Source organism: Aeromicrobium sp. 636, from assembly GCF_024433585.1.
Taxonomy (GTDB): Bacteria; Actinomycetota; Actinomycetes; order Propionibacteriales; family Nocardioidaceae; genus Aeromicrobium; species Aeromicrobium senzhongii.
Genome location: NZ_WNJU01000002.1, coordinates 164,447 through 189,431, shown reverse-complemented (window position 1 = coordinate 189,431; position 24,985 = coordinate 164,447). Strand labels below are relative to the sequence as shown.

The 24,985-nt window shown below is 70.7% G+C and carries 23 protein-coding genes; 7 read left to right on the top strand and 16 right to left on the bottom strand.

Annotated elements, in window-relative coordinates:
- Positions 1 to 3: 3 nt before the first annotated feature.
- Together scpA and GL325_RS07525 are read right to left on the bottom strand one after the other, a co-directional pair.
- Positions 4 to 2,121, bottom strand: coding sequence for a methylmalonyl-CoA mutase (scpA, locus tag GL325_RS07530; RefSeq protein WP_187769137.1), 2,118 nt, complete (start codon positions 2,119 to 2,121; stop codon positions 4 to 6).
- A complete protein-coding gene (locus tag GL325_RS07525; RefSeq protein ID WP_255499441.1) occupies positions 2,118 to 3,905 on the bottom strand; it encodes a methylmalonyl-CoA mutase family protein in 1,788 nt (595 codons plus the stop codon). The genes scpA and GL325_RS07525 overlap by 4 nt, the downstream gene beginning before the upstream one ends.
- Before the next feature lie 74 nt (positions 3,906 to 3,979).
- Here GL325_RS07525 and serC point away from each other — a divergent pair, with 74 nt between their 5' ends.
- The gene (gene serC, locus GL325_RS07520) at positions 3,980 to 5,092 is read left to right on the top strand and encodes a phosphoserine transaminase (protein ID WP_187769135.1); all 1,113 of its coding nucleotides are present in this window, start codon (positions 3,980 to 3,982) and stop codon (positions 5,090 to 5,092) included.
- On the opposite strand, the gene GL325_RS07515 is transcribed toward serC, so the two are convergent.
- The gene (locus GL325_RS07515) at positions 5,089 to 5,607 is read right to left on the bottom strand and encodes a gamma carbonic anhydrase family protein (RefSeq protein ID WP_154596541.1); all 519 of its coding nucleotides are present in this window, start codon (positions 5,605 to 5,607) and stop codon (positions 5,089 to 5,091) included. The genes serC and GL325_RS07515 overlap by 4 nt on opposite strands.
- A gap of 4 nt (positions 5,608 to 5,611) precedes the next feature.
- Positions 5,612 to 6,658 carry a hypothetical protein gene (locus tag GL325_RS07510; RefSeq protein ID WP_187769134.1) on the bottom strand — a complete coding sequence of 349 codons (1,047 nt, stop codon included), beginning with the start codon at positions 6,656 to 6,658 and terminating at the stop codon, positions 5,612 to 5,614.
- 41 nt (positions 6,659 to 6,699) lie between these two features.
- Between GL325_RS07510 and GL325_RS07505 the strand changes: the two genes are divergently transcribed.
- Entirely contained in the window at positions 6,700 to 7,203 is a 504-nt protein-coding gene (locus tag GL325_RS07505) for a hypothetical protein (protein ID WP_187769133.1), read from the top strand.
- A gap of 40 nt (positions 7,204 to 7,243) precedes the next feature.
- Here GL325_RS07505 and GL325_RS07500 read toward each other — a convergent pair whose 3' ends face one another.
- The 8 genes from GL325_RS07500 to GL325_RS07465 form a co-directional block, all read right to left on the bottom strand.
- Positions 7,244 to 7,966 carry a DUF3027 domain-containing protein gene (locus tag GL325_RS07500; RefSeq protein ID WP_154596539.1) on the bottom strand — a complete coding sequence of 241 codons (723 nt, stop codon included), beginning with the start codon at positions 7,964 to 7,966 and terminating at the stop codon, positions 7,244 to 7,246.
- Positions 7,967 to 8,025: 59 nt separating this feature from the next.
- Complete coding sequence (locus GL325_RS15960) at positions 8,026 to 8,943, bottom strand: AEC family transporter (protein WP_187769132.1); 918 nt, start codon at positions 8,941 to 8,943, stop codon at positions 8,026 to 8,028.
- Positions 8,944 to 8,947: 4 nt separating this feature from the next.
- Positions 8,948 to 9,343: a cold-shock protein gene (locus GL325_RS07490; RefSeq protein WP_154596537.1), complete on the bottom strand. Its 396-nt coding sequence runs from the start codon at positions 9,341 to 9,343 to the stop codon at positions 8,948 to 8,950.
- An 87-nt stretch (positions 9,344 to 9,430) separates the two neighbouring features.
- Complete coding sequence (locus GL325_RS07485; RefSeq protein ID WP_187769131.1) at positions 9,431 to 10,417, bottom strand: YihY/virulence factor BrkB family protein; 987 nt, start codon at positions 10,415 to 10,417, stop codon at positions 9,431 to 9,433.
- On the bottom strand, positions 10,414 to 10,872 hold the full coding sequence (locus tag GL325_RS07480; RefSeq protein WP_187769130.1) for a type II toxin-antitoxin system PemK/MazF family toxin: 459 nt from the start codon (positions 10,870 to 10,872) through the stop codon (positions 10,414 to 10,416). Before GL325_RS07480 ends, GL325_RS07485 begins: the two co-directional genes overlap by 4 nt.
- 4 nt (positions 10,873 to 10,876) lie before the next feature.
- A complete protein-coding gene (locus tag GL325_RS07475; protein WP_154596535.1) occupies positions 10,877 to 12,481 on the bottom strand; it encodes an AMP-binding protein in 1,605 nt (534 codons plus the stop codon).
- A gap of 43 nt (positions 12,482 to 12,524) precedes the next feature.
- Positions 12,525 to 13,718 (bottom strand): adenylyl-sulfate kinase, encoded by a 1,194-nt coding sequence (cysC, locus tag GL325_RS07470; RefSeq protein ID WP_154596534.1) that lies wholly within the window; start codon positions 13,716 to 13,718, stop codon positions 12,525 to 12,527.
- A complete protein-coding gene (locus GL325_RS07465; RefSeq protein WP_187769129.1) occupies positions 13,715 to 14,662 on the bottom strand; it encodes a sulfite exporter TauE/SafE family protein in 948 nt (315 codons plus the stop codon). Before GL325_RS07465 ends, cysC begins: the two co-directional genes overlap by 4 nt.
- A 165-nt stretch (positions 14,663 to 14,827) precedes the next feature.
- Between GL325_RS07465 and cysD the strand changes: the two genes are divergently transcribed.
- Positions 14,828 to 15,748, top strand: coding sequence for a sulfate adenylyltransferase subunit CysD (gene cysD, locus GL325_RS07460; protein WP_154596532.1), 921 nt, complete (start codon positions 14,828 to 14,830; stop codon positions 15,746 to 15,748).
- Entirely contained in the window at positions 15,748 to 16,992 is a 1,245-nt protein-coding gene (gene cysN, locus GL325_RS07455; RefSeq protein WP_154596531.1) for a sulfate adenylyltransferase subunit CysN, read from the top strand. Before cysD ends, cysN begins: the two co-directional genes overlap by 1 nt.
- Before the next feature lie 16 nt (positions 16,993 to 17,008).
- Here cysN and GL325_RS07450 read toward each other — a convergent pair whose 3' ends face one another.
- The 3 genes from GL325_RS07450 to GL325_RS07440 form a co-directional block, all read right to left on the bottom strand.
- Entirely contained in the window at positions 17,009 to 17,455 is a 447-nt protein-coding gene (locus GL325_RS07450; protein WP_255955782.1) for an adenylyltransferase/cytidyltransferase family protein, read from the bottom strand.
- The gene (locus GL325_RS07445; RefSeq protein WP_187769128.1) at positions 17,452 to 18,900 is read right to left on the bottom strand and encodes a sugar transferase; all 1,449 of its coding nucleotides are present in this window, start codon (positions 18,898 to 18,900) and stop codon (positions 17,452 to 17,454) included. Before GL325_RS07445 ends, GL325_RS07450 begins: the two co-directional genes overlap by 4 nt.
- 398 nt (positions 18,901 to 19,298) lie before the next feature.
- Positions 19,299 to 20,039 (bottom strand): hypothetical protein, encoded by a 741-nt coding sequence (locus GL325_RS07440; protein ID WP_255467059.1) that lies wholly within the window; start codon positions 20,037 to 20,039, stop codon positions 19,299 to 19,301.
- A 128-nt stretch (positions 20,040 to 20,167) separates the two neighbouring features.
- On the opposite strand from GL325_RS07440, the gene GL325_RS07435 reads away from it, so the two are divergent.
- The 3 genes from GL325_RS07435 to GL325_RS07425 are packed head-to-tail and all read left to right on the top strand — an operon-like array spanning position 20,168 to position 23,273.
- The gene (locus tag GL325_RS07435) at positions 20,168 to 20,686 is read left to right on the top strand and encodes a PadR family transcriptional regulator (protein WP_154596529.1); all 519 of its coding nucleotides are present in this window, start codon (positions 20,168 to 20,170) and stop codon (positions 20,684 to 20,686) included.
- Entirely contained in the window at positions 20,683 to 21,402 is a 720-nt protein-coding gene (locus GL325_RS07430; RefSeq protein ID WP_255499440.1) for an ABC transporter ATP-binding protein, read from the top strand. Before GL325_RS07435 ends, GL325_RS07430 begins: the two co-directional genes overlap by 4 nt.
- A complete protein-coding gene (locus GL325_RS07425; protein WP_187769127.1) occupies positions 21,399 to 23,273 on the top strand; it encodes a hypothetical protein in 1,875 nt (624 codons plus the stop codon). The genes GL325_RS07430 and GL325_RS07425 overlap by 4 nt, the downstream gene beginning before the upstream one ends.
- A 55-nt stretch (positions 23,274 to 23,328) precedes the next feature.
- On the opposite strand, the gene groL is transcribed toward GL325_RS07425, so the two are convergent.
- Positions 23,329 to 24,966 (bottom strand): chaperonin GroEL, encoded by a 1,638-nt coding sequence (gene groL, locus GL325_RS07420; RefSeq protein ID WP_154596527.1) that lies wholly within the window; start codon positions 24,964 to 24,966, stop codon positions 23,329 to 23,331.
- Between the last annotated feature and the right edge of the window lie 19 nt (positions 24,967 to 24,985).

Below are 24,985 nucleotides of genomic sequence, written 5' to 3'. Positions count from 1 at the left end.
CCCTCAGGCGTCCTCACGCAGGCGCGCCAGCAGGTCGAGCGCGGAGTCGGCGATGACCGTGCCGGGCAGGAAGACCTCGGCAGCGCCCATCTCCTTGAGGGTCGCGACGTCGTCGGGCGGGATGACCCCGCCGATGACGACCATGATGTCGGGACGACCCTGCTCCTCGAGCGCGGCCTTCAACGCCGGCAGCAGCGTGAGGTGACCCGCCGCGAGGGACGAGACCCCCACGACGTGGACGTCGGCGTCGACCGCCTGCTGGGCGACCTCCTCCGGCGTCGAGAACAGCGGGCCTACGTCGACGTCGAAGCCCATGTCGGCGAACGCCGTGACGATGACCTTCTGGCCGCGGTCGTGGCCGTCCTGACCCATCTTGGCCACGAGGATGCGCGGGCGGCGGCCCTCGGCACGCTCGAACTCGTCGGTGGCCTCGATGACCTTGGCGACGTTGCCCGCCTGGCCGGCTTCGGTGCGGTACACACCCGAGATCGTACGGATGACGGCTTGGTGACGCCCGTAGACCTTCTCGAGCGCGTCGCTGATCTCGCCGACGGTGGCCTTGGCGCGCGCGGCGTCGACGGCCAGTTTCAGCAGGTTCCCGTCCATGGAGCCCTCGCCACCGGACTGCTGGGCGCCGCGCTCGGCCGAGGCCGTCAGGGCGTCCAGCGCGCGGCGGACGTCGTCGTCGTTGCGCTCGGCGCGCAGCCGCTCGAGCTTGGCGATCTGCGAGGCCAGCACGGCCTTGTTGTCGACCTTGAGGACCTCGAAGGGCTCCTCGTCGGGGACGCGGTAGGTGTTGACGCCGATGACGGCCTGCTGGCCGGAGTCGATCCGGGCCTGGGTGCGGGCCGCGGCCTCCTCGATGCGCATCTTGGGGATGCCCTCGTCGATCGCCTTGGCCATGCCGCCGGCCGCCTCGACCTCCTGGATGTGCGCCCAGGCGCGGTTGGCCAGGTCGTGCGTCAGCTTCTCGACGTAGTACGAGCCGGCCCAGGGGTCGATCGTCTGGGTCGTGCCCGTCTCCTGCTGCAGCAGCAGCTGGGTGTTGCGGGCGATGCGGGCGCTGAAGTCGGTCGGCAGCGCGATGGCCTCGTCCAGGGCGTTGGTGTGCAGGCTCTGCGTGTGACCCTGCGTGGCCGCCATCGCCTCGATCGCCGTGCGGCCGACGTTGTTGTAGACGTCCTGGGCCGTGAGGCTCCAGCCCGAGGTCTGCGAGTGGGTGCGCAGGCTCAGCGACTTGGGGTTCTTGGGATCGAAGTCGCTGACCAGCCGCGCCCACAGGGCCCGGGCGGCGCGCAGCTTGGCGACCTCCATGAAGAAGTTCATGCCGATCGCCCAGAAGAAGCTCAGCCGCGGGGCGAACGCGTCGATGTCGAGGCCCACGTCCAGGCCGGCGCGGATGTACTCGACACCGTCGGCCAGCGTGTAGGCCAGCTCGAGGTCGTTCGTCGCCCCGGCCTCCTGGATGTGGTAGCCGGAGATCGAGATGGAGTTGAACCGCGGCATCTTGGCCGCCGTGTACGCGAAGATGTCGGAGATGATCCGCATCGAGGGCGCCGGCGGGTAGATGTACGTGTTCCGGACCATGAACTCCTTGAGGATGTCGTTCTGGATGGTCCCGGTCAGCTGCTCGGGCTTCACGCCCTGCTCCTCGGCCGCCACGATGAACAGCGCCAGCACCGGCAGCACCGCACCGTTCATCGTCATCGAGACGCTCATCTGGTCCAGGGGGATGCCCTCGAACAGCGTGCGCGTGTCGTAGATCGAGTCGATCGCGACGCCCGCCATGCCGACGTCACCGACGACGCGCGGGTTGTCGGAGTCGTAGCCGCGGTGGGTCGCCAGGTCGAACGCGACCGAGAGGCCCTTCTGGCCCGCGGCCAGGTTGCGGCGGTAGAACGCGTTGGACTCCTCGGCGGTCGAGAAGCCGGCGTACTGGCGGATCGTCCACGGCTGGGTCGTGTACATCGCCGGGTAGGGACCGCGCAGGAACGGGGTCAGGCCCGGGTACGTGTCGAGCGCGTCCAGCCCGGCCAGGTCCTCGGGCGTGTACAGCCGCTTGACCGGGATGCCCTCGGGGCTCTGCCACGGCTCACCGGCGAAACTCTGGGGGGTGCTCATTTCTGCAGCTCCTCTCGCAGGGCGCGCAGGAAGGCCAGCGCGTCCAGGCCCATGGCCGCCGAGGCGTCCTGGCCGATGTCGGACTTTCCGGCGACGATCACGTACGAGGCGCCGGCCTCACGCAGCGCCGTGACGAGCTCGGCACCCCACTCGCCGTAGGCGGCGTCGGTCCCGGCCAGGCACACCACCGGCGGCGCACCGGCCTCGCGGTACTTGTCGACCACGTCGGCGACGTCGGTGGTGGCACCGGCGGCACCGATGCCGATCCCGCCGGCGGCCAGCAGGTTGATGGCGAAGGTCGCCCGGGCGGTGTGGGCCGCGATCGTTCCCATCGTGGCCAGGAAGACCGGCTGCGCGGCGGGCTCGTCGCGCATCTGCTCGAACTCCCCGGCGTAGCGGAAGACGTCCGGCTCGACCGGGTACGGCCGGCGCTCGGGCAGCTTCTCGGCGGGGTTCGGGAACTCGCTGACGCCGGTGATCGGCCGCTGGCGGCGGGCGATCTGCAGCGCGCGGTCGTCGCGCACCGCCTCGACCAGCGGGCGCAGGCGGTCGGCGGCGGCGTCCAGGTCGGCCACGCCCTCGAGCTCGTCGAGGCCGTCGAGCTCGGAGAACAGGGCCCACGCGGCCATCGCGAGATCGTCGGTGAACTTCTCGACGGCGTACGCGCCGCCAGCCGGGTCGACGACCTTGGCGACGTGCGACTCGTGGATCAGCAGGCTGGAGGTGTTGCGCGCGATGCGGCGGCTGAACGGCGTCGGGAGGCCGAGCGGCTCGTCGAACGGCAGGACCGTGACGGCGTCCGCGCCGCCGACGCCCGCGGCGAAGCCGGCGACCGTGGTGCGCAGCATGTTCGTGTACGAGTCGTACCGCGCCATCATCGGGCGCGAGGTGACGGCGTGCTGGCGCTGCGCCCGGGCCTGCGCGCCGATGCCGCTGATCTCGCCGACCCGGTTCCACAGGGCACGGGCCGCGCGGAGCTTGGCGATCGTCGGGAACTGCTCGTCGGTGGCCGCGTAGCGGAACTCCAGCTGAGCGGCGGCCTCGTCGGTCGTGAATCCCGCGGCCTCGAGGGCACGCAGGTACGTCACCGCGACCATCATCGACCAGGCGAGCTCCTGGACCTCGGAGGCTCCCTGGTCGTGCAGCGCACTGGCGTCGACGACGACGCCGCGGACGCCGGCCTCCTTCGCGAGCGTGGCCACGCGGACGACGGTGTCGAGGTCGGTGCCCGTCGCGCCGAGGTTGGTCAGCGGATGCGGGTCGGTGCCCTTGTCACGGCAGACGGCCAGGAACGCCTCGGCGGCGGCGACGGCGTCCTCGCGCGCGTCCAGCACCACCGGCGCCAGATCGAGGAAGACCGGCTCGAGCAGCTCGGCGAGGCGGTCGGCGGCGATGCCGCGCTCCCCCACCGTGAGCCACAGCGAGTTGGCACCGTTCTCGAGCTCGGTGGACAGGTCCGCCGGAGTCGTCTCGGGGTCGGTGAACCAGCCGCGGATGTCCCAGCCGGTCAGCTCGGGATCGCCCGTGCCGGAGCCGCGGGTGTAGGGCGCCTCGCCCGGCAGGCCGGTCTCGGGCAGGTCGGACACGAGCTCGGGCGTGCCCAGCGGGGTGATGCTGAGGCCGTCGAGCGTGGTGGTCGTCAGGACGGACCACACCTCGGAGTCGGGGGCGTCCTCAGCGAGCCGGCGCGTCTTGCGCAGGACGGCCGCCGTGGCCTTCTCCCACTGCGACTGGTCGTGCTCGATGCCCTCCGCGAGGGGCACCACGGGGTCGTCTGCTGCCATGCGTGGCATGGTAGCCGCCCGCATCCGTGGACGGTTCAACGCATCGTTCCGAGGGCGGCTGCGACAATGACGTCGTGCAGATCCCCGACGAACTCCTGCCCGGCGACGGACGCTTCGGCTCCGGTCCCTCCAAGGTGCGCCCCGAGGCGCTGGCCGCCCTCGCGAACACCGGCGACTCGCTGATGGGCACCTCGCACCGGGCCGCACCGGTCAAGGCGCTGGTGGGCAGCCTGCGCGAGGGACTGGGCGAGCTGTTCTCCCTGCCCGAGGGCTACGAGGTGGTCCTGGGCCTGGGCGGGTCGCACGCGTTCTTCGACGCCGCCATGTTCGGTCTGGTCGAGCGCCGCAGCCAGCACCTCGTGCACGGTGAGTTCACCACCAAGTTCGCCCGGGCGGTCGCCGCGGCGCCGTTCCTGGAGGACCCCGAGCTGCTCGAGTCGGACTTCTCCACCCATCCCGAGCCGCACGCGACGGCCGGGATCGACGTCTACGCCTGGGCGCACAACGAGACCTCGACCGGCGTCATGGTGCCGGTGCGCCGCCCGGAGGGGATCGACGACGGGGCACTCGTCCTCGTCGACGCGACCTCCGGCGCAGCGGGCCTGCCGGTCGACGTGGCGCAGACCGACGTCTACTACTTCGCGCCGCAGAAGGGCTTCGCGTCCGACGGTGGTCTGTGGATCGCGCTCATGTCCCCCGCCGCCATCGAGCGCGCGCACCGGATCAAGGCATCGGGTCGTCACATCCCCGGGTTCCTCGACCTGCCGACGGCGATCGACAACTCGCTGAAGGACCAGACCTACAACACCCCGGCCGTCGCGACGTTGTTCCTGATGGACCAGCAGCTGCGCTGGCTCAACGGCAACGGCGGCCTGGACTGGGCCGTCTCGCGCACGACGGACTCGTCACAGCGGCTCTACTCCTGGGCCGAGGCCAGCGCCTTCGCGACGCCCTTCGTCCCCGACCCCGCGGATCGCTCCCTCGTCGTGGGCACGATCGACCTCGACGGCGTCGCCGCCGCCGACGTCGTGGCCGCCCTGCGCGAGAACGGCATCGTCGACGTGGCCGGCTACCGGGGCCTGGGTCGCAACCAGCTGCGCATCGCGATGTTCCCGGCGATCGAGCCCGACGACGTCACCGCGCTGACGCGCTGCATCGACCACGTGGTCGAGCGGCTCGCGCGCTAGTCGACGACGATCCCGGAGCGGTGCAGCTCGCGGTGCTCCTCGTAGATGGCCGCATTGAGGTGCAGCGTGGCGACCTCGTCGTCGGTCAGCTCGCGGCGGACCTTGCCGGGAACCCCGGCCACGAGGGAACGCGGCGGGATCACGGCGCCCTGCGGCACCAGGGCGTTGGCGGCGATGAGGCACTCGTCGCCGATCTCGGCGCCGTTGAGGATCGTGGCGCCCATCCCGACGAGCACGTGGTCGCCGACCGTGGCGCCGTGGATGATCGCGCCGTGGCCCACCGAGACGCCCTCACCGAGGGTCAGCGGCTTGCCCTGGTCGACGTGGAAGACGCAGTTGTCCTGGACGTTGCTGCGCGGGCCGATCGTGATCGGCTCGTTGTCGGCACGCAGGACGGCGCCGTACCAGACGCTGGAGCCCTCCTCGAGGACGACCGATCCCACCAGGGTGGCGGTGGGGGCGACGAACGCCGACTCGTGGACCTGCGGTGACCTGTCTCCCAGAGCGATCTTCATGGCGTCACCGTAGCGCCCGGCGCGAGCCTCCCGAACGCCCCCGGCGGACCACGAGGAACACCAGCACCGCGACGAGGCCTGCGGCGCCGATCCCACCCACGACGAGGGTGCGGCCGTCGACCACGTCGTCGGACGCCTCATCCGCGCCGGTCACCGGCGCGCTGGAGGACGTCGGCTCGGGCGTGGCGGTGGCCACCGTGTCCGGATCCCGGGTCGCGGCACCTCCGGACGGCAGAGCGAGCCGGTACAGGGGCGAGTCGGCGCCCTCGCTGCCGACGAGGACCGCGTCGTCGGACACGAACGCCACGGTCTCGGACTGCTCCAGCGGCGGCAGCGACCCGCTGCCGACGACGCTCCAGTCGGCGGGGTCGATCGACCACAGCGAGCCGTATGACAGCACCGCGACCCGCGAGCCGTCGCGCGAGTAGGCGCCGTCGGTGACCAGCGCCGGAAGACCCGAGGCCGTCTGATCGAACTCGGTGGTCCGGCCCACGTCGAGGTCGTCCTCGGAGAGCGTCAGGACGGTCGCATCGGCGAGCGACTTCGTGACGACCTGCAGCCGGTCGGACTCCGGCGGGGCCAGCAGCGCCTCGACGTCGGCGGGGCCGCCCTCGAGCGAGACGGGGAAGCGGCGCGCGTCGACGGTGGCCGTCGTACGGCCGGGCTCCTCGATGGCGTAGAGGGCGAGGTCACCGCGCTCGGCCCGGTTGTCGCCGATGTCGCCGATCCACAGCGTGCCGTCGCGCAGTGCCAGCGCCTCGACGTCGCGGAACTGCGCGCGGACGGTGGTGACTCCGACGACCGCACCGGTCGTGAGATCGACGGCGAAGACCTCGGCAGCATTCCCCGAGTCATTGACCGTGTAGGCCAGATCGTCCTCGGCGGTGCTGACGGCCAGGCCGCTCGACTCGGTGATCCTGGGGTCCGAGAGCGTCGTCACCGGCTCGGCGACGGCAGCGTCCGCCCGGTCGATCAGCGATGCCACGACGACCACGACGATCAGGGCGAGCAGCAGCCCGGGGATCAACAAGCGGCGATGACGGGGATTCACACGCGCACCTTCCTTCCCGGGCTGCGGGCTATCGTGGGGGCATGGCCCGTACGAAGAAGTCGCGCATCCCCGACCTGGGCCGCCCCGAGGTCACGGAGCTGGAGTTCGGCCGCACGACCCATCGCGTGGCGGACGTCGAGCCCATGGACGTCGACGGCGTCCGCACGATGACCATCGGCACGATCGGCTGGGGCATCGTGGCGATCGCCCTGCTGCCGTTCTGGGGCAACCTGCAGGAGCAGGGTCGCACGTGGTGGCTCTGGACGGCGATCGCCGGGCTGGGGCTGGGCCTCATGGGCATCGAGTTCTGCAAGCGACGCCGCGACGCGCTGCTCGAGCGGCAGGCGGAGGCGCCCGAGGCGAAGAAGACGCCCGAGGTCACGACGACCCCGAGGGCCGCAAAAGCCGCCAAGCCCGCCAAGCCCGCGAAGGCTCCCCGGGCCGAGAAGACCCGCGCCCCGCGCGCTCAGCAGGCCGAGGTCGCCCCGCCGGCCGAGAGCAGCGAGCCGACCGAGCGACCGATCGGACGGCGTCGCAGGAACTGAGGCCCCACGGCCTCGCAGCGTCGCAGCAGGCACGACGGGCTCAGAACTCCTCGACCTGCACGCTGATCGTGTCGTAGACCGGGTCCGGCAGCTTCGAGGCCGACGACGAGCGCTTGGGCCGGCTGCCCGAGTGCGCACCGCACCCGTGGGTCAGCGCGACGACGCGTCCGTCGGCGTTCGCCATCTTGTTCGCGCACACGCCGAACCGGTCGGACAGGTCGCCGGCCAGGGAGACGAGGAACCCGCACGTGCCGCAGACGCCCGGCGCCTGCTTGGCGATCGGGGTGTCGGGTCCGGCGTCGCCCTCGTACCAGCGCTCGGCGGCGTCCTCGCGTCCTTCGAGGGAGAGGACCCACTCGCGACCGAGACCGATCTCGCGGGCGAAGTGACGGTCGACCACGCCGGTTCCGTCGCCGTCGCCGGCCGACCAGGCCGGGACGAGCCGGATGTCGTCCTCCTCGGGCGGCAGCACGTCGCCGGGACCGAGGTCGCCGGGACGGATGCGCTCGCGGTAGGGCGTCCACGCCGGAGCGACGATCGCCTCGTCGCCGGGCAGCAGCACGATGTCGTTGACGGTGGTGTGGTCGTCCAGCACGCACACGCTGACCGCCCAGTACCAGCCGCGGTATCCGGGCAGCAGGCACGCGAAGCGCTCGGTCAGCAGCCCCGGCGCCTCCTCGGTGGTGCCGAGGTGATCACCGACGGTGCCGTCGTCGAGGCTCTCGTCGAGGGCCGCGCGTGCGTGGGAGGTCACCGTGCTCATGCCTCCGATTGTCCCTCACCGGCCCATACCGGACCAACCCGGCCGGTCCGCCGCAGGGGTCACGGCACGAGCACGGCCGCCAGCACGACGAGCACGGGCAGCGACGCCACCGTCGTCACCGCCACGCAGTCACGGGCCAGGACCGTCGCGTGCCCGAACCGCGAGGCGTACACGAACACGTTCTGCGCCGTGGGCAACGCCGCCATCAGGGTGACCCCGGCGGTCTCGTGTGCGCTGAGATCGAGCGCGTACCGGGCCACCAGGTACGCGACGAGCGGTTGCCACGCGAGCTTGAGGACGGAGACGAAGGCGACCTCACGGCCGTTGCCGTGCCCGACCCGGGGCCCGAAGCGCAACGCGACGCCGTAGGCCAGCAGAGCACTCGGAATGGCCATCGCCCCCAGCAGCGAGATCGGCTCGGCCACGATGCGCGGCATCTCCACGTGCGCCAGCGACAGCAGCACCCCGATGACCGCCGCGACCGAGACGGGGTTGCGCAGCCCTGCCTGGACGAACGACCACGGGGTGGCTCGGACGCCGGCGTCCATGCTCAGGAAGGTCAGCGCGAGCGGCGCGTAGATGGTCAGCTGCAGCACCATCGTCGGCAGCGCGAACGCCGCGTCGCCCAGGACGAATCCCGCGATCGGCAGGCCGAGGTACCCGGCGTTGGCGTACGACGACGAGAGTCCGCCCACCACGGCGTCGCGTCGCGCGCGACCACGCCAGCGGGCCCACGGCAGGTAGACCGCGAGGCTGCCCACCACCGCGGCGACGGCGACCACGAACCACGGACCGAAGACCGTGCCGAGGTCGGTCGAGCCCAGGACGTCGATCAGCAGCGCCGGAGTGGCGACGAAGTAGACGAGGCGCGAGAGCACGACCTGGCTGGCGGCGTCGAGCACCCCCGTCGCGGCCAGGACGTAGCCCACCGCGATGAGGGCGCCGATGACCGCGAAGCCCTCGAGCGCTCCGGTCACCCGATCAGGCGTCGAGGTCGGCCGCGAGGCGACGCAGCAGCTGCGCGACCTGGCGGGCGCGCTTGCCCTCGGGGTGCCGGCCGTGCCGGTAGCCCTCGCCCAGGCCGTCCAGGAGGTTCACGAGGTCCTCGACGATGACGACCATCTCCTCGGGAGACTTCCGTCGCGCCTGGGCCTGCGCCTGGGCCACCGAGGGGGTGGGGTCGAGCACGCGCACCTGGAGCGCCTGGTCGCCGCGGCGGCCGGCGGCGATGCCGAACTCGACGCGCGTGCCGGCCTTGAGCGTGGTGACGCCGTCGGGGAGCGCGTCGGACCGCACGTAGACGTCGTCGCCGTCCTCACGACTGAGGAAACCGAACCCCTTCTCGGGGTCGTACCACTTCACCTTGCCGGTGGGCATGACCGTTCCTTTGCGTTCGCCGGGTGCAACGTCTGCAGTCTAGTGGCCTCCGGGCCCCGAGCGGGTCGCGCTGCTGCCCGGATCCCGTCACGGCGCCGTGTCGTCGTCGCTGTCGAAGTCGACGGAGATGGTCTGGAATCCCTTGTGCCGCTGCATCCGCGCGTACTGCGCGTAGGCGCGTCGATCGCCCTCGGTGAGCACCACGTTGTCGGTGAAGGGAGTCAGCAGGGCGCGAGGATAGAGCCGGCGCCGGCGCACGACGTTGATCTCCAGACCGATCACGATGATCGACGTCAGCAGGAACAGCAGGGCGATCAGTCCGAGGACGAGCGCGAAGGTCTGGTTCATCGACGACGCCCGCACGATCACCCGCTGCACGTACGCGTCGCCGACGTACTGCAGCAGCTGCCAGCCCAGCGCGCAGAACAGCGAGCCCGGCAGCACCGACCGCCAGGACGCCCGGCGCAGGCTCACGAGCTTGAACACGGTGATGAAGATCCCCCACGACACGAGCAGACCGACGAAGCGGACCAGCAGGCCGAGGTCGGGCAGGTGGTCGATGCCGACGACCTGGGGGTTGTCCACGATCGACTGGACGACGGCGATGACGCCGATGCCGAGACCGCCGATGCTCAGCACCACGACGCTGCGCAGCCGCATGACGATCGGGTTGGGCCGGCTGTTGCGGGGAACGCCCCAGGCGACGTTCCCGGCGTTCTGGGTCGACTGCCCGACGCCGAGCGCCCCGTAGAGCGCGGCGACCGTGCCCACCACGATCGCGGTGGTGCTGCCGGTGAGGCCCTCCGGGCGGCCCAGCTGGTCGCCGACGATCGGGAACTGGCCCAGCGCCGTGTCGAGCAGATCCTGCTGCAGGTCGAGGTCGTCCTGCAGCACGAATCCCAGGACCGACGTGGCGATCAGCATCAACGGGAAGATCGCGATGAAGGCGTAGTACGTCATGATCGCCGCCAGGTAGGGACCCTGGTCGTCGAAGAACTTGTAGACGACGGCGATCGGGAAGCCGACGACCGGGTGCTTCCGCTGATAGCGGTCGACCCGGGCGACGATGCTCATGACAGGTATTGTCGCGCAGCGCGCAGGACGCCCTCGTACACCTCGCGGGACAGCACGGCGCCTTCTCGGCGGACGTCGTCCTCGCGCACCTCGATCAACCGGTTGAGCCGGACCTCGCTCGGCCGGCCCTGGGCGTCCCAGGGCCCGGAGCCGATGTCCATCCACAAGCGGCCGGCCCGAGTCTCCTGGGCGGCGTCCCGGTCGTGGTCCTGCGACGTCATCTGCAGGGCCACCAGGGTGCCGTCCGCCCGGCGGCCGACCAGCAGGACCGGCCGGTCCTTGCCGCGGCGGGGATCGTCCTCGTAGGGCACCCAGGTCCAGACGATCTCGCCCGGGTCGGGGCGCCCGTCACGGTCGCCGGCCCACGTCGTGTCGAGGCCGGCGGTCGGCGACGCAGGGGCGCGACCGACGCCGGCGAGCCGCCGCAGGACACCGGCCAGACCCCGGCGGGGCACCGGATCAGACTGTCGTCTCGAAGGCGGGCAGCTGACGCTTCATGACCTTGCCCGTGGGGTTGCGCGGCAAGGTGTCGAGGAACATGACCCCGCGCGGGACGGCCGAGCGGGCCACGTTGTCCTTGGCGTACTGCACCAGGTCGTCGGCGGTGACGCCGCTGCCCTCCTTGCGCACCACGTAGGCGGCCAGGCGCTGGCCCCACTCGGGGTCGGCGATGCCGGTGACGACCACGTCGGCGACCTCGGGGTGCTCGACGAGGCAGTCCTCCAGCTCGCGCGGGAAGACGTTCTCGCCGCCGGAGATGATCATGTCGTCGTCGCGGCCGGCCACGAAGAGTCGACCTTCCTCGTCGAAGTAGCCGAGGTCGCCCGAGTCCATGAGACCGGAGTGGAAGGACTTGTTGCGACCGTCGGTGTACCCGCCGAAGGGCATGTCGTTCACGACGTGGATGACGCCGATGTCGCCCTGGGGCACCTCGATGCCGTCGTGGTCGAGGATCTTGACGGTCGTGCGCCACGGGACGCGGCCGGCCGTACCGGGCGCAGCCCGCAGGTCCTTCGGGTCGGCGATCGTGATCCAGCTGGTCTCGGTCGCGCCGTAGAAGTTGTAGATCGAGTCGGTGAACATGTCCATGAAGTGCAGGGCCAGGTCGCCGGCCAGGGCCGAGCCGCTGGACGCCGTGATCTTCAGGCTCGACACATCCGTGTCCTTGACGACCTGGGGGTCGGCCTTGACCATGCGCTGGAGCATGAGCGGCACGACGACCAGGACCTCGACCTTGTACTTCTCGATGTCGCGCAACGTCTGCTCGGGGCTGAACCGACGCCGGAACACGAACGTGGGGCACGTCGACATGCCGAAGCCCAGGTTGATCAGGCCCCAGGAGTGGAACAGCGGCGCACCGATGGCGACCACCGAGTTGCTGCGATACGGGATCGAGCCGAAGAACGCGAGCACCGGCTTGAGGTCCTCGGGCTCCTTGCGCTTGGCGCCCTTGGGCAGGCCCGTCGTGCCGGACGTGAAGATGATGATCTCGCCGTGCCGGGCCGGCAGCGGCTGGTCGCCGGAGGGCTGGTTGGCGGTCGCCGACTCGATCGACGGCAGGTCGTCGGGCGCGTCCCGGCCGGCCCACGCCAGCATCAGCCGGCTGCGACGCACGTCCTCGACCAGCGGCAGGAACTCCTGGTCGAGGATGAGCAGCTCGGCGCCCTCACGCTCGGCCAGGTCGGTCAGCTGTGCGCGGCTGGACATGGTGTTGAGCAGCAGGATGCGGCCACCGAGCTGCATGACCGCGGTGAGCGCGATCACCAGGTAGCGGTGGTTGCGGCACAGCACGGCGACGGAGTCGCCCGGCTGGAGTCCGCGGTCGCGCAGCACCTCGGTGAACTGGTTGATCTGCTTGGCGAAGTTCTCGTAGGTGATCTCGCCGGCGTCGTCAATGATCGCGACCTGCTTGGGGTAGCGCTTGGCGGCGGCGTTGACACCGGAAGGGAGGCCAGGGCCCCACTTCTTGAGTTGGCGCGCAGCGCCGATCATCTTGTGGGGCGGAAGTGCCTTGATGACACCCATGCGCCGCAGCACCTTCAGTTTGTAACCCAGATCACCCATGGACGGGAGCCTAACAGTCAAAACGGCAGTATCCTGCCCGTTTTCAGGACTCTGTGACCAAGCCCTTGTCACGCAACATCCCCAGCACGGACTCGACGCACTCGCCGACCCCGGTCCGGGAGGTGTCGATCACCAGATCGGCGTCGTCGGGCACCTCGTACGGCGAGTCGATCCCGGTGAAGTCGGGGATGAGCCCGGCCCGCGCCTTCGCGTACAGGCCCTTGCGGTCCCGGGCCTCGGCGACCGCCATCGGCGTGGCCACGTGGATGACCAGGAAGGGCGACGTGGGCTCGACCCGCTCGCGCATCGCCTGGCGGGCCGACGCGAACGGCGCGATCGGTGCGCACACCGCCAGTCCGCCCACCTCGGCGACGCGCGCGGCGACCCAGGCGATGCGCGTGAGGTTGCGCTCGCGGTCCTCGCGGCCGTAGCCCAGGCCTGCCGAGAGCTCCTGGCGCACATCGTCGCCGTCGAGCAGGACCGGGCGCGCGAGCCCCCGGGCCGTGACGGCCTCGACGAGCGCCCGGGCGACGGTGGACTTGCCGGCCCCCGAGAGCCCGGTGAACAGCAGCACGGCGCCCCCGGCCGCTGCGGCACCCGGGTGGCGGAAGTCCAGGTACTCGTCGACGCCCGAGGTGCGCAGGGCGAGTTCCAGCACCTCCTCGGCGGTGCTGGTCTCGCTGACGGCGGGCGCCGCGAGGTACCAGGCGCGAGCGCCGGGGATCTCGTCGGCGCAGTGCCGCAGCTCGTCCATCACGGCCACGTCGGCGGCCGGGACGTCCTGACTGGCCACCCCGATCAGGGCCAGCGGCCGTCCGTCCGCGGCGCGGACGGCACGCATGACGTCGGCAGCGCTCACGCGGCCGGCGAAGAGCGCGACGACGTGGTCGCGCAGGTCCACGGGCACGACCAGACGCAGGGCCCGGGCCGGCGGGTGCTCGGCCGCCTTGAGCGGACGGACGCGACCGGCGACCCAGGTCGTGCGGTCGTCGCGCGGACGCGTGTCCGCCAGGACCAGGACGGCCAGCGGCGTGTTGTCGGGATCGGTCAGGGTCAGCGAGCCCTGGTCGACGGCCTCACGGGCCGCCTGGGCGGGCACCGCCAGGTGCGCCTCGACCGGCCAGTCCGCCGGAGCCCGGCCGGGCAGGCAGTAGCCGTCGACGGGCGCGAGGAACCGGCCCAGGATCAGCTCCAGCCCGTCGAGCTGCGGGCCTCGCAGGACGGCCGAGGCGCTCATCGGCGCGACTCGTCACGTGGGGCTCTGCGCTGGCGGTTCTCGAGCATCGCGAACGCCGGGAATCCCAGTCGCAACCGGATCACCATCCAGACCAGCGGGGCACCGAAGAGCACCAGCACGAGGATGAGGCCCGTCGTGTCGGTGGGGACGCCGATCAGCCTCAGGCCCGACGCCAGCAGGACGAACGCCAGGGCGCGCCGCACCCAACCACCGGGCAGCCGGGCCGACAACCGCGCCCCGATGTAGGCACCGGGCACCGAGCCGATGATCAACGGCAGCGAGATGGCCAGGTCGAGGTCACCGAAGAACGCGTGGCTGATCGCCGCCGCCGCGACCAGGGGCACCGCCTGGACCAGGTCCGTGCCGACCAGCTGGCTGGCCTTGAGGCCCGGGTAGAGCAGCATCAGACCGATGATCACGAGGGACCCCGAGCCGACGGACGTCATGCCCACCACGAGGCCGCCGACGATGCCCAGCAGCAGCGTGGGCAGGGGTCGCACCTCGCGCTCGGGACGCGACTGGGGCAGCGGCTCACCGCGTCCGTCACGGGTCCGCGCACGCTCGACCAGGCGCAGGTAGGCGCGGACCATGAGCATCGCGGCACTGAGCAAGATGGCCACGCCGAGCGCGATCTTGATCGTCTCCTGGGCCTGCTCGGACTGGCCGAAGGCCCTCAGGACGAGGACTCCGCAGAAGGCCGACGGGACCGAGCCGGCGCACAGCCAGCCCACGAGCTTGAGGTTCACCGTGCCGCGGCGCAGATGCACCGAGGCCCCCACCGGCTTCATCACGGCGCTGGCCACCAGATCGCTCGACACGGCGGTCAGCGGGGGCACGTTGAAGAAGAAGACGAGCATCGGTGTCATGAGCGCGCCACCGCCCATGCCGGTCAGACCGACGACGATGCCGACGATGAAGGCACCGGCCACCAGCGACGAGTCCATGGGGGCCGATTGTGTCACAGCGTCTCACGCCTTCACCGAGGTACAGCGGGCCTTCGTCGCGGTGTTAGTGTCGAGCCGCGCCGACGGTGTGGCCGACGCGGAACCTGATCCGCGCGCCATCGCAGCACCGGGGCACCGATCGACCCGCTGGGGAGGAACCCGTCGATGACCGACACGAGCGACACGCGCCGCTACGGCCTGAGCCAGCTCGACCACCTCGAAGCCGAGGCGATCTTCATCATCCGCGAGCTCGTCGCTGAGAACGAGCATCCCGGACTGCTGTTCTCCGGTGGCAAGGACTCCGTCGTCATGCTCCACCTCGCGGTGCGTGCCTTCGCCCCCGGGCCGATCCCCTTCCCCGTCGTGCACATCGACACCGGGCACAACTTCGACGAGGTGCTCGCCTTCCGCGACCGCGTGGTCGAGGAGCTCGGGGTCCGGCTCATCGTCGGATCGGTGCAGGAGGCGATCGACGAGGGCTTCGTGCGCGAGGAGCCCAACGGCTCGCGCAACCGCATCCAGACCCCCGTCCTCATCCGTACGGCCGAGCGCCACGGGCTCTCCGCGCTGTTCGGCGGCGCCCGTCGCGACGAGGAGAAGGCCCGCGCCAAGGAGCGCGTCTTCTCCTTCCGGGACGACTTCGGCCAGTGGGACCCCAAGAACCAGCGGCCCGAGCTGTGGGGCCTCTACAACGGCCGGATCCACCCGGGCGAGAGCATCCGCTGCTTCCCGCTGTCGAACTGGACCGAGCTGGACATCTGGCAGTACATCGCCCGCGAGAACATCGAGCTGCCGGACATCTATTACGCCAAGGAGCGCGAGGTCTTCTTGCGCGACGGCATGTACTTCACGATCAACCAGCACTGCCGCCCCCGCGACGACGAGGAGGTGTTCGTCGAGTCGGTCCGCTACCGCACCGTCGGCGACGCCACCTTGACCGCGGCGGTCCCCTCGACCGCCGCCACGCCGGAGGAGGTCGTGGCCGAGGTCGCGGCCACGCGGATCACCGAGCGCGGCGCCACGCGCGGCGACGACAAGGTCAGTGAGGCCGCGATGGAGGATCGCAAGAAGGAGGGCTACTTCTGATGGACATCCTGCGATTCGCTACGGCCGGCTCGGTCGACGACGGCAAGAGCACGCTCATCGGCCGGCTGCTGTTCGACTCGAAGTCGATCTTCACCGACCAGCTCGAGGCCGTCGAGGCCACGAGCGCCAAGCGCGGCGACGAGTACACCGACCTGGCCCTGCTGACCGACGGCCTGCGTGCCGAGCGCGAGCAGGGCATCACGATCGACGTCGCCTACCGCTACTTCTCCACGCCCAAGCGCAAGTTCATCATCGCCGACACCCCCGGGCACATCCAGTACACGCGCAACATGGTCACGGGCGCCTCGACCGCCGACCTCGCGATCATCCTGGTCGACGCGCGCAAGGGCCTGCAGGAGCAGAGCCGCCGCCACGCGACGCTGGTGTCCCTGCTGCGGGTGCCGCACATCGTGCTGGCGATCAACAAGATGGACCTGGTCGACTGGTCTGAGGACGTCTACCGCGAGATCAGCGACGAGTTCGTCGACTTCGCCGCTCGCCTCGAGTTCACCGACGTCACCACCATCCCGCTCTCGGCCCTGACCGGCGACAACGTCGTCACGCGCTCGGCCGAGATGCCCTGGTACGACGGACCGTCGCTGCTGCACCATCTCGAGAACGTCTACATCGCCAGCGACCGCAACCTGGTCGACGTGCGCTTCCCGGTGCAGTACGTCATCCGGCCCCAGAACGGCCAGGGCGACTACCGCGCCTTCGCCGGCCAGGTCATCAGCGGCGTCCTGCGCCCCGGCGACGACGTCATCGTGCTCCCCAGCGGCCTGCCCACCAAGATCAAGGCGATCGACACCGCCAAGGGAGAGCTCTCCGAGGCCTTCTCCCCCATGTCCGTGACCGTCCGGCTGGAGGACGAGGTCGACGTGTCGCGCGGCGACATGATCGTGCGCCCGAACAACATGCCCACGGTCACGCAGGATCTCGACGCGATGATCTGCTGGATGGACGCCGAGCCGATGCGCGTCGGGAGCAAGTACGCGATCAAGCACACGACGCGGTCGGCACGGGCGCTCGTCAAGGAGATCCGGTACGAGCTCGACGTCAACACCTTGCACCGGCACCAGTCGCCGTCCGACCTGCCGCTCAACGCGATCGGCCGGGTCATCCTGCGCACGACGCAGCCGCTCATGGTCGATCCCTACCAGCGCAACCGGCAGGGCGGCGCGTTCATCCTGATCGACGAGGCCACCAACCGGACGGTCGGCGCCGGCACCATCACCGAGCACTGAGCCCGGGAGCGTCGGCTCAGCCGAAGCTCTCGGCCTCGCTGCGCTCGATGTACCCGCGCAGCCGGGTGCTGGAGGTGTGGAGCGTGTACGGGAAGTACACGACCCGGGCGCCCACGTCCCGCATGGCCTGCTCGAGCCGCTCACCCTTGGGCGACCCGCGCCAGTCGTCGCCCTTGAAGATGGCGTCGAAGCTGCGGTCGCGCCAGGCCAGGCGCTTGTCCTCGCTGTGATCGACGATCACCTCGTCGACGAAGCGCAACGACGCGACGATCTCGAGGCGCTCGGCCAGCGGCACGACCGGCTGGCGTCCCTTGAGACCCAGGACGTACTCGTCACTGGCCACGCCCACGACCAGGGTGTTGCAGTGCTCGCGGGATCGGCGCAGCAGGTTGAGATGACCGATGTGGAACATGTCGAACACGCCGCTGGCGTATCCGACCTCGACGGTCTCGACGGTGCTCACCAGGCGCCCTTGCGGTTCAGGACCACACCGATGGTCTTGACCAGGATCGAGAAGTCCATCCGCAGGTTCCAGTTGTTGACGTACATCAGGTCGAGCCGGATGGACTCGTCCCACGACAGCGTCGAGCGACCGCTGACCTGCCACAGGCCGGTCATGCCGGGCTTGACGTGCAGGCGACGCCAGACCCACTGGCTGTACTGCGAGGTCTCACTCTCGAGCGCGGGCCGCGGACCGACCAGGGCCATGTCGCCCAGCAGCACGTTGAACAGCTGGGGCAGCTCGTCCAGGGACGTCTGGCGCAGCAGTCGGCCGATCCGGGTGACGCGGGGATCCTGCGTCATCTTGAACAGGGGCCCGGCACCGTCGTTGAGCTCGCGGAGCTCCTCGACGCGCTGGTCGGCGTCGAGGACCATGGTGCGGAACTTGAAGATGGTGAACGGCACGCCGTCCTTGCCCGTGCGCTCCTGGCGGTAGATCACCGGCCCGGGCGAGTCGAGCCGGATGGCCAGCGCGATGAGCGCCATCAGCGGGGCACCGAGCACGACCGCCATCAGGGCGACGGACCGATCGAAGAAGGCCTTGGTCGCCTGACCGACGAGGTGACTGTTCGGCGGGTCGAGCGCGAGCGCCAGCTGGTCGCCGACCTTCGTGGGCCGGACGAACTCGACGTAGTCGTTCATGTCGGTCAGGACGAGGCACTCGACCTCGGCGCGCTGCAGCCCCCAGGCGAGGTGACGCAGGGAGGCGTCGCCCAGCGCCTGGTCGGCGGTGATGACGACCCGCGCCCCGCGCACCGTGCGCAGCAGCTTGGGGACGTCGCGCACGACGGAGTTCACCGTGGCGCTGCCCAGGGGCAGGTTCGAGTCCCACGTGCACCGGCCGACCACGACGAGGTCCTCGCGATCCTCCCAGCGGGCGGACAGCCGGTTGACCGCGTCCGCCGGACCGACCAGGAGCGTCGGGACGCGCCGCATGACGGCGCGGTGGACCAGCGCGGACGCGACGATCAGGACCGCCGTGACGCTCAGGACGACGACCGTCGCCCGCAGTTCCGCGGACACGACATCGGAGACGACCAGGGTGGTGAGGGCGCCCAGCGCGAGCACGGCCAGGAGCCGCTTCGCGGGGCGCAGCGAGCCGGCGCGCTCGTAGGCGGGCAGGGCGGCGAGGCCGAAGCCCAGCCAGACGACGACGCCGAGGGTGACCAGGACCAGGGTCCCGGGCGTGAGGCCGACGACCAGGCCGGCGGCGACGGTTCCGAGCAGGACGATGAGGTGGCCGACGAGGCCTTGGCGGACGAGAGTGGCGACGGAGGAACGGCCGGTCGGGATGGCGGTGAGCTCGCGGTGCACGGACGGTGATCCGAACTCAGCCTCGCCGGTGATCGGCTCGACCAGTCGCAGCGGTAGGACGACGTCGTCTCGCCCATCGATCGCTGAACTCATTCCCACTCCCCAATGCGAGCCTTGGTGCCGAGCTGCGGACCCCTCCGCCTCACCTTGCGCTCACGTGCCGTCTCGTGTCTGCGTACCAGCCAAGAGCGTCATGACTCGGTGTCGATACGTGCCCGTGGGCATCCCCCGCTCGACTCCCGCCACTCGATCTCCCCCGCGCCGGCTTCCCCCACCGACCCGGCATCAAGTGACGCGACGCCCCTGCTTTCCTTTGAAAGTAGGGCATTCACGGCGCATGTGTCCGCGCATTGCACAAATTCACCAGTGTTGCCCAAGTCACATCAGATGTTACTGCGGGTTACAGGAGGGGAATCGGGTCATGCGCGGGAAATCCAGCGACGGACGGCCGATATGCGGAGGTTACCTGCAATCACGGGACAAAGCGAGAGTCACGGCTCATCTCCGAAAGACCACGTTGTCCCCTCCCGCACCACGCGCCCCGGGGACCCCGCGACGACGACGTGCGACGGCACCTTCTGGCCCCGCACGACCGCGCGGAGACCGACGCACACGTGCTCGCCGATGTCGACGTGTCCGGACACCACCGCATCGCGACAGAGCCACACGTGGTGCCCGATCGAGATGGTGGCGCCGAAGGGGTTGATCCGCTCCCCCGTGGCCGCGTCCTCCAGCCGGTGCATGTCGTCCGTGGCGATGTAGACCCCCGCCGCCCACAGCTGATCTCCGGCGGCGACGACGCGGCCGCCGTTGCGCGCATCCACCACGGGCGAGCGCGTGGCCACCAAGGGTCCGTGCAGGACGACGGAGGACCCGGGCCCGCAGTAGACCTCGCCGGCGGTGAGGACGACGCGCTGGTCCAGGAACACCGTGGCCTCGTCGCCGCCCACCAACAGAGACGTCAGCTGGTCCAAGGGTGCGCCGATCACGATGACGGTGTCGCGGAAGTAGAAGGTGGTGAGCGCCTCGACGACGTGGTCGGGCAGGCGGGCCCCCTCGGCGGCGTAGAGCGCGTTGCCCAGATCGTTCCACCAGGAGGGCAGCGGCCCGTCCATCCGGCGCCAGTCGACCGCCTCCAACCGTTCCGGCTCGACGCCCGCGGCGATCAGTCGCGCCCGGTGCTCGTCGGTCAGCCGGTCGTCGGTACGGGTCAACTGCTGCCACGTCGTCACCGGCCCATTGTCCCGTGGGCTCGGTCCGCGCGGGTGCACCGGTGGCGCGCGCCCCGCGACATCGCGGCGAAATCCCCCGCCACCGACCATCCTTGACCAGAACATACTGGGTATGCATACTCAGTATCATGAGTGTCAGACACGGACTGCTCGCGCTCTTGGCCGCGACACCGCACTACGGCGCCGAGCTGCGCGCCGAGTTCGAGCGCCGCACGGGCGGGACCTGGCCGATCAACATCGGGCAGGTGTACTCCACGCTGGGCCGCCTGCAGCGGGACGGCCTGGTCGAGCCGGTCGGGGACGGCACGGACGACTACCGCAAGGAGTACGCGATCACCGCGGCCGGACGCGAGGCGCTGGCTCACTGGTGGGACGACCCCTCGCTGACCAACCCCGACCCGCGCGACGAGCTGACCATCAAGCTGGCGCTGGCCGTCGACGCGGACGACGTCGACGTCCGCGACGTCGTGCAACGCCATCGTGCGGCCGGAATCGAACGACTCCGCGACCTCACGGCGCAGAAACGTTCCGGGACCTCCGGACTCGGTGCCGAGCTGGTGCTCGAACGCCGCATCTTCGACACCGAGGCGCTCGTGCGCTGGCTCGATCACGTCGAGGACCGACTCACCACCAAGGACGGACAATGACGATGACACAGGCGGACCGGGACGTGGTCCTGGAGATCCGGGGCGCGACGCGCTGGTACCCCGACGGTGACCTCACCATCCGTGCCGTCGACGGGATCGACCTGACGGTCTCGGTCGGTGAGTTCGTCGCCGTCATGGGCCCGTCGGGATCGGGGAAGTCCACGCTTCTGCGGCTCGCGGGCGGACTCGACCTGCCCGACGACGGCACCGTCGTCGTCGACGGCGTGGACCTCGCCAGCTGCTCCGCCGCCGCGCTGGCGGGCGTGCGGCGGCGCTCCGCCGGCTACGTGTTCCAGGAGCTCAACCTCATCCGCACGCTGTCGCTGACCGAGAACGTCGCGCTCCCGCTGGAGTTGGACGGCATGTCCTTCAAGGCCTCGATGGCCGCTGCCCGTGCGGCGCTGGCAGAGCTCGACCTCATCGACGCCGAGCGGCGCCGGCCGGACCAGGTCTCGGGCGGGGAGCGACAACGGGCCGCCATCGCCCGCGCGCTGGTCGGCGAGCGCCGGCTCATCCTCGCCGACGAGCCCACCGGCTCGCTCGACTCCACGACGGGAGAGGACATCATGAAGCGACTGCGAGAGCGGGTCGACGCCGGAGCCGGAGCCGTCATGGTCACCCACGACCCGCGCCACGCGGCGTGGGCCGACACCGTGGTCTTCCTGCGGGACGGCAAGATCGTCGACCGCTCGACCGCGGGCGGTGGAGCGGCATGAGCGGCTCCTGGCGCGTCGCGATGCGCCTCGCCCGCAGGGACGTGAGCGCGCATCGCCGCCGCTCCTTCCTCACCGCGTCCCTCATCGGACTTCCCGTCCTGTTCGCGGGCATCTACACCGCACTCGTCATGGGGGCGACCGACCTCACGTTCGCCGTCGTGCTCTACCTGCCGATCATGCTGCTGATCGTCCTGCTGACGATCCCGGCCTTCGGCGTCACCGCGCGGGCACGACGCGACGAACTCGACCTGCTCGCGTCGACCGGAGGGACGCAGGCCGATCTGCGTCGCACCATCACGGCCGTCGGCCTGGTGACCGGCGTTCTCGGTGCCGCGGGAGGCTTGCTGCTCGCCGTGCCCGGGTGGCTCGCACTCGTCGCGGTGATCAACCGCCTCGACGAGGGACAGCACACCGTCGCATCGCTGGGCGACCTCGCGCTGTGGCCCTTCCTCGCGGCGGTGGCCGTGGGCTCCTCCGTCGCGGCGGCGCTCATCACCGCCGCGACGTTGCCCGCGACGCCCGCCGGACGGGACACCCGGCCCGGCCGTCGATGGCTCGCCGTCGGCATCGTGCTCGTGGCCGCCGGGGCGCTCGGCATCGCCTCGAGAAGCTCCGACTCGATCTTGATCGCCGCCTGGACGACGCTGCTCGGCGCCGGAGTCGCGCTCATGACGCCGACACTGGTCCACGTCACGAGCAAGGCGTCGGCGGCACTGCCACTGCCGGCACGCCTCGCCGCCCGTGACGCCGACCGCCACCGCATGCGCACGGCGCCGGCGATCGCCGCGGTCATGGCGGGCGTCGCGGCCGTCACCGCACTGGGCATCGGCTCGTTCAGCGACAACCAGGACCGCCTCACCGAATCGGTGATCTACCCCCTCCCCGTCGGTGCGGTCACGGTGTACGGCGAGTCCGCCGAGGCCCTCGAGTCGGCCGTGCGCGCCGGAGCCTCGGAGGGGGTGGCCCTGCTGCCGATGGGGACCCCCGCCGAGGACGAACACGTCTCCGTGGAGTTCTCGCATTCCGGACCCTCCGGAATCCAGTACGACAACACCCGGTTCGACGTGGTCGTCGCCGATGCCGACACGGTGCAGGGTTGGGGCGTGGCACTGGAGCCCGAGGCCGTCGCTGCGCTCGACGCGGGACGTGCCCTCGCCGGCCCCACGGCCGCCGTCCGCAACGGTCGCCTCGCCGCAACGCTCGAGGACGTCGACGCCGAGGAGTCCGGCTCGGGGACACCGCTGGTGATTCCCGCCGTGCCTGCCGACCTCGAGGGTGAACCGGTGCCCGACGGGGTCAGGAGCCCGCTCGCGCGCGTCGTCATCCCGCCGGACCTGGCCCGGTCGCTCGGCCTGGACTTCGTGGCCACGTCCGCCGTCGTCGATCGCCGCGGTCCGGCGCCCTCCGACGACCAGCTGACGGCGCTGGAGAAGGTGCCCGGCGTCAGCGTCGAGGTCCAGCAGGAGGCCCGCTTCGCGAGCTACCACCTGATCTTCGTCCTGCTCACGCTGCTGGGCGTGGGTGTCGTCGGCCTCGCCACCGCGACCGCCGTCGCGCTGGCCCGGCTGGACGGGCGCGAGGACGCCGCGACCCTCGTCTCCGTCGGCGCTCGCCCGTCGACGACGCGGTGGAGCGCTGCGGCCGCCGCCCTGCTGATCGGCGGGCTCGGGAGCATGCTGGGCCTGCTCGTCGGGGTCCTGCCCGGCATGCGGGCTGCGACGTCGATGACCGGTGGCTACGGCGAGGCGTTCGTCGCCATCCCGTGGGCCCTGCTGGCCACGGTCGGCATCGCCATCCCCCTCGTGGTCGCGGGCGTCGCCTTCGCCACTGCGCCGGTGCGCAGCGAGCACGCGACCTCGAGCCTGCGCTGAACGCACGGAACCCCGGCACCGAGGTGCCGGGGTTCCGTGAGGTACAGCAGTGGACTCAGAAGCCCATGCCGCCCATGCCACCCATGTCGCCCATGTCCGGCGCGCCACCGGCGGCGGCGGGCTCGGGCTTGTCAGCGACGACAGCCTCGGTCGTCAGGAACAGCGCGGCGATGGACGCGGCGTTCTGCAGCGCCGAGCGCGTCACCTTGGCGGGGTCGATGATGCCCGAGGCGATCATGTCGACGTACTCGCCGGTGGCCGCGTTGAGGCCCTGGCCGGGCTCGAGGTTCGCGACCTTCTCGGCCACGACTCCGCCCTCGAGGCCCGCGTTGATGGCGATCTGCTTCAGCGGGGCCGACACAGCCAGGCGCACGATGTTCGCGCCGGTCGCCTCGTCACCGGTGAGCTCGAGCTTCTCGAACGCGGCCTTGCTGGCCTGGACCAGCGCGACGCCACCACCGGGGACGATGCCCTCCTCGACGGCCGCCTTCGCGTTGCGAACGGCGTCCTCGATGCGGTGCTTGCGCTCCTTGAGCTCGACCTCGGTGGCCGCGCCGACCTTGATGACGGCCACGCCGCCGGCCAGCTTGGCGAGGCGCTCCTGGAGCTTCTCGCGGTCGTAGTCCGAGTCGCTGTTCTCGATCTCGGCCTTGATCTGGGCCACGCGGCCGGCGATCTGGGCCTCGTCGCCGCCACCCTCGACGATGGTGGTCTCGTCCTTGGACGTGACGACCTTGCGCGCCGTGCCCAGCAGGGTCAGATCGGCGTTCTCGAGCTTGAGACCGACCTCCTCGCTGATGACCTCGCCACCGGTGAGGATCGCGATGTCGGTCAGCATGGCCTTGCGGCGGTCACCGAAGCCGGGGGCCTTGATGGCGACCGACTTGAAGGTGCCCTTGAGCTTGTTGACGATGAGGGTGGCCAGGGCCTCGCCCTCGACGTCCTCGGCGATGATCGCCAGCGGCTTGCCGGTCTGCATGACCTTCTCCAGCACCGGGACCATGTCCTTCACGGTGCTGATCTTGCTGTTGACGATCAGGATGTACGGATCCTCGAGGACCGTCTCCATGCGCTCGGGATCGGTGACGAAGTAGCCCGACAGGTGACCCTTGTCGAACCGCATGCCCTCGGTCAGCTCGAGGTCGAGGCCGAACGTGTTCGACTCCTCGACCGTGATGACGCCTTCCTTGCCGACCTTGTCCATGGCCTCGGCGATGATCTCGCCGACCGTCGGGTCGGCGGCCGAGATGGACGCGGTGGAGGCGATCTGCTCCTTGGTCTCGACGTCCTTGGCCATGTCCAGCAGCTGGGCGCTGATGGCCTCGACCGCGGTCTCGATGCCCTTCTTCAGGCCCATCGGGTTGGCGCCGGCGGCCACGTTGCGCAGACCCTCGCGCACGAGCGCCTGGGCCAGGACGGTGGCCGTCGTGGTGCCGTCACCGGCGACGTCGTCAGTCTTCTTGGCGACTTCCTTGACGAGCTCGGCGCCGATCTTCTCGTAGGGGTCCTCGAGCTCGATCTCCTTGGCGATGGAGACGCCGTCGTTCGTGATCGTGGGGGCTCCCCACTTCTTCTCGAGGACGACGTTGCGGCCCTTCGGGCCGAGGGTGACCTTCACGGCGTCGGCGAGCTGGTTCATGCCGCGCTCGAGCCCGCGCCGGGCTTCTTCGTTGAATGCGATGGACTTAGCCATGGGTGCGTGTCTCCGACAA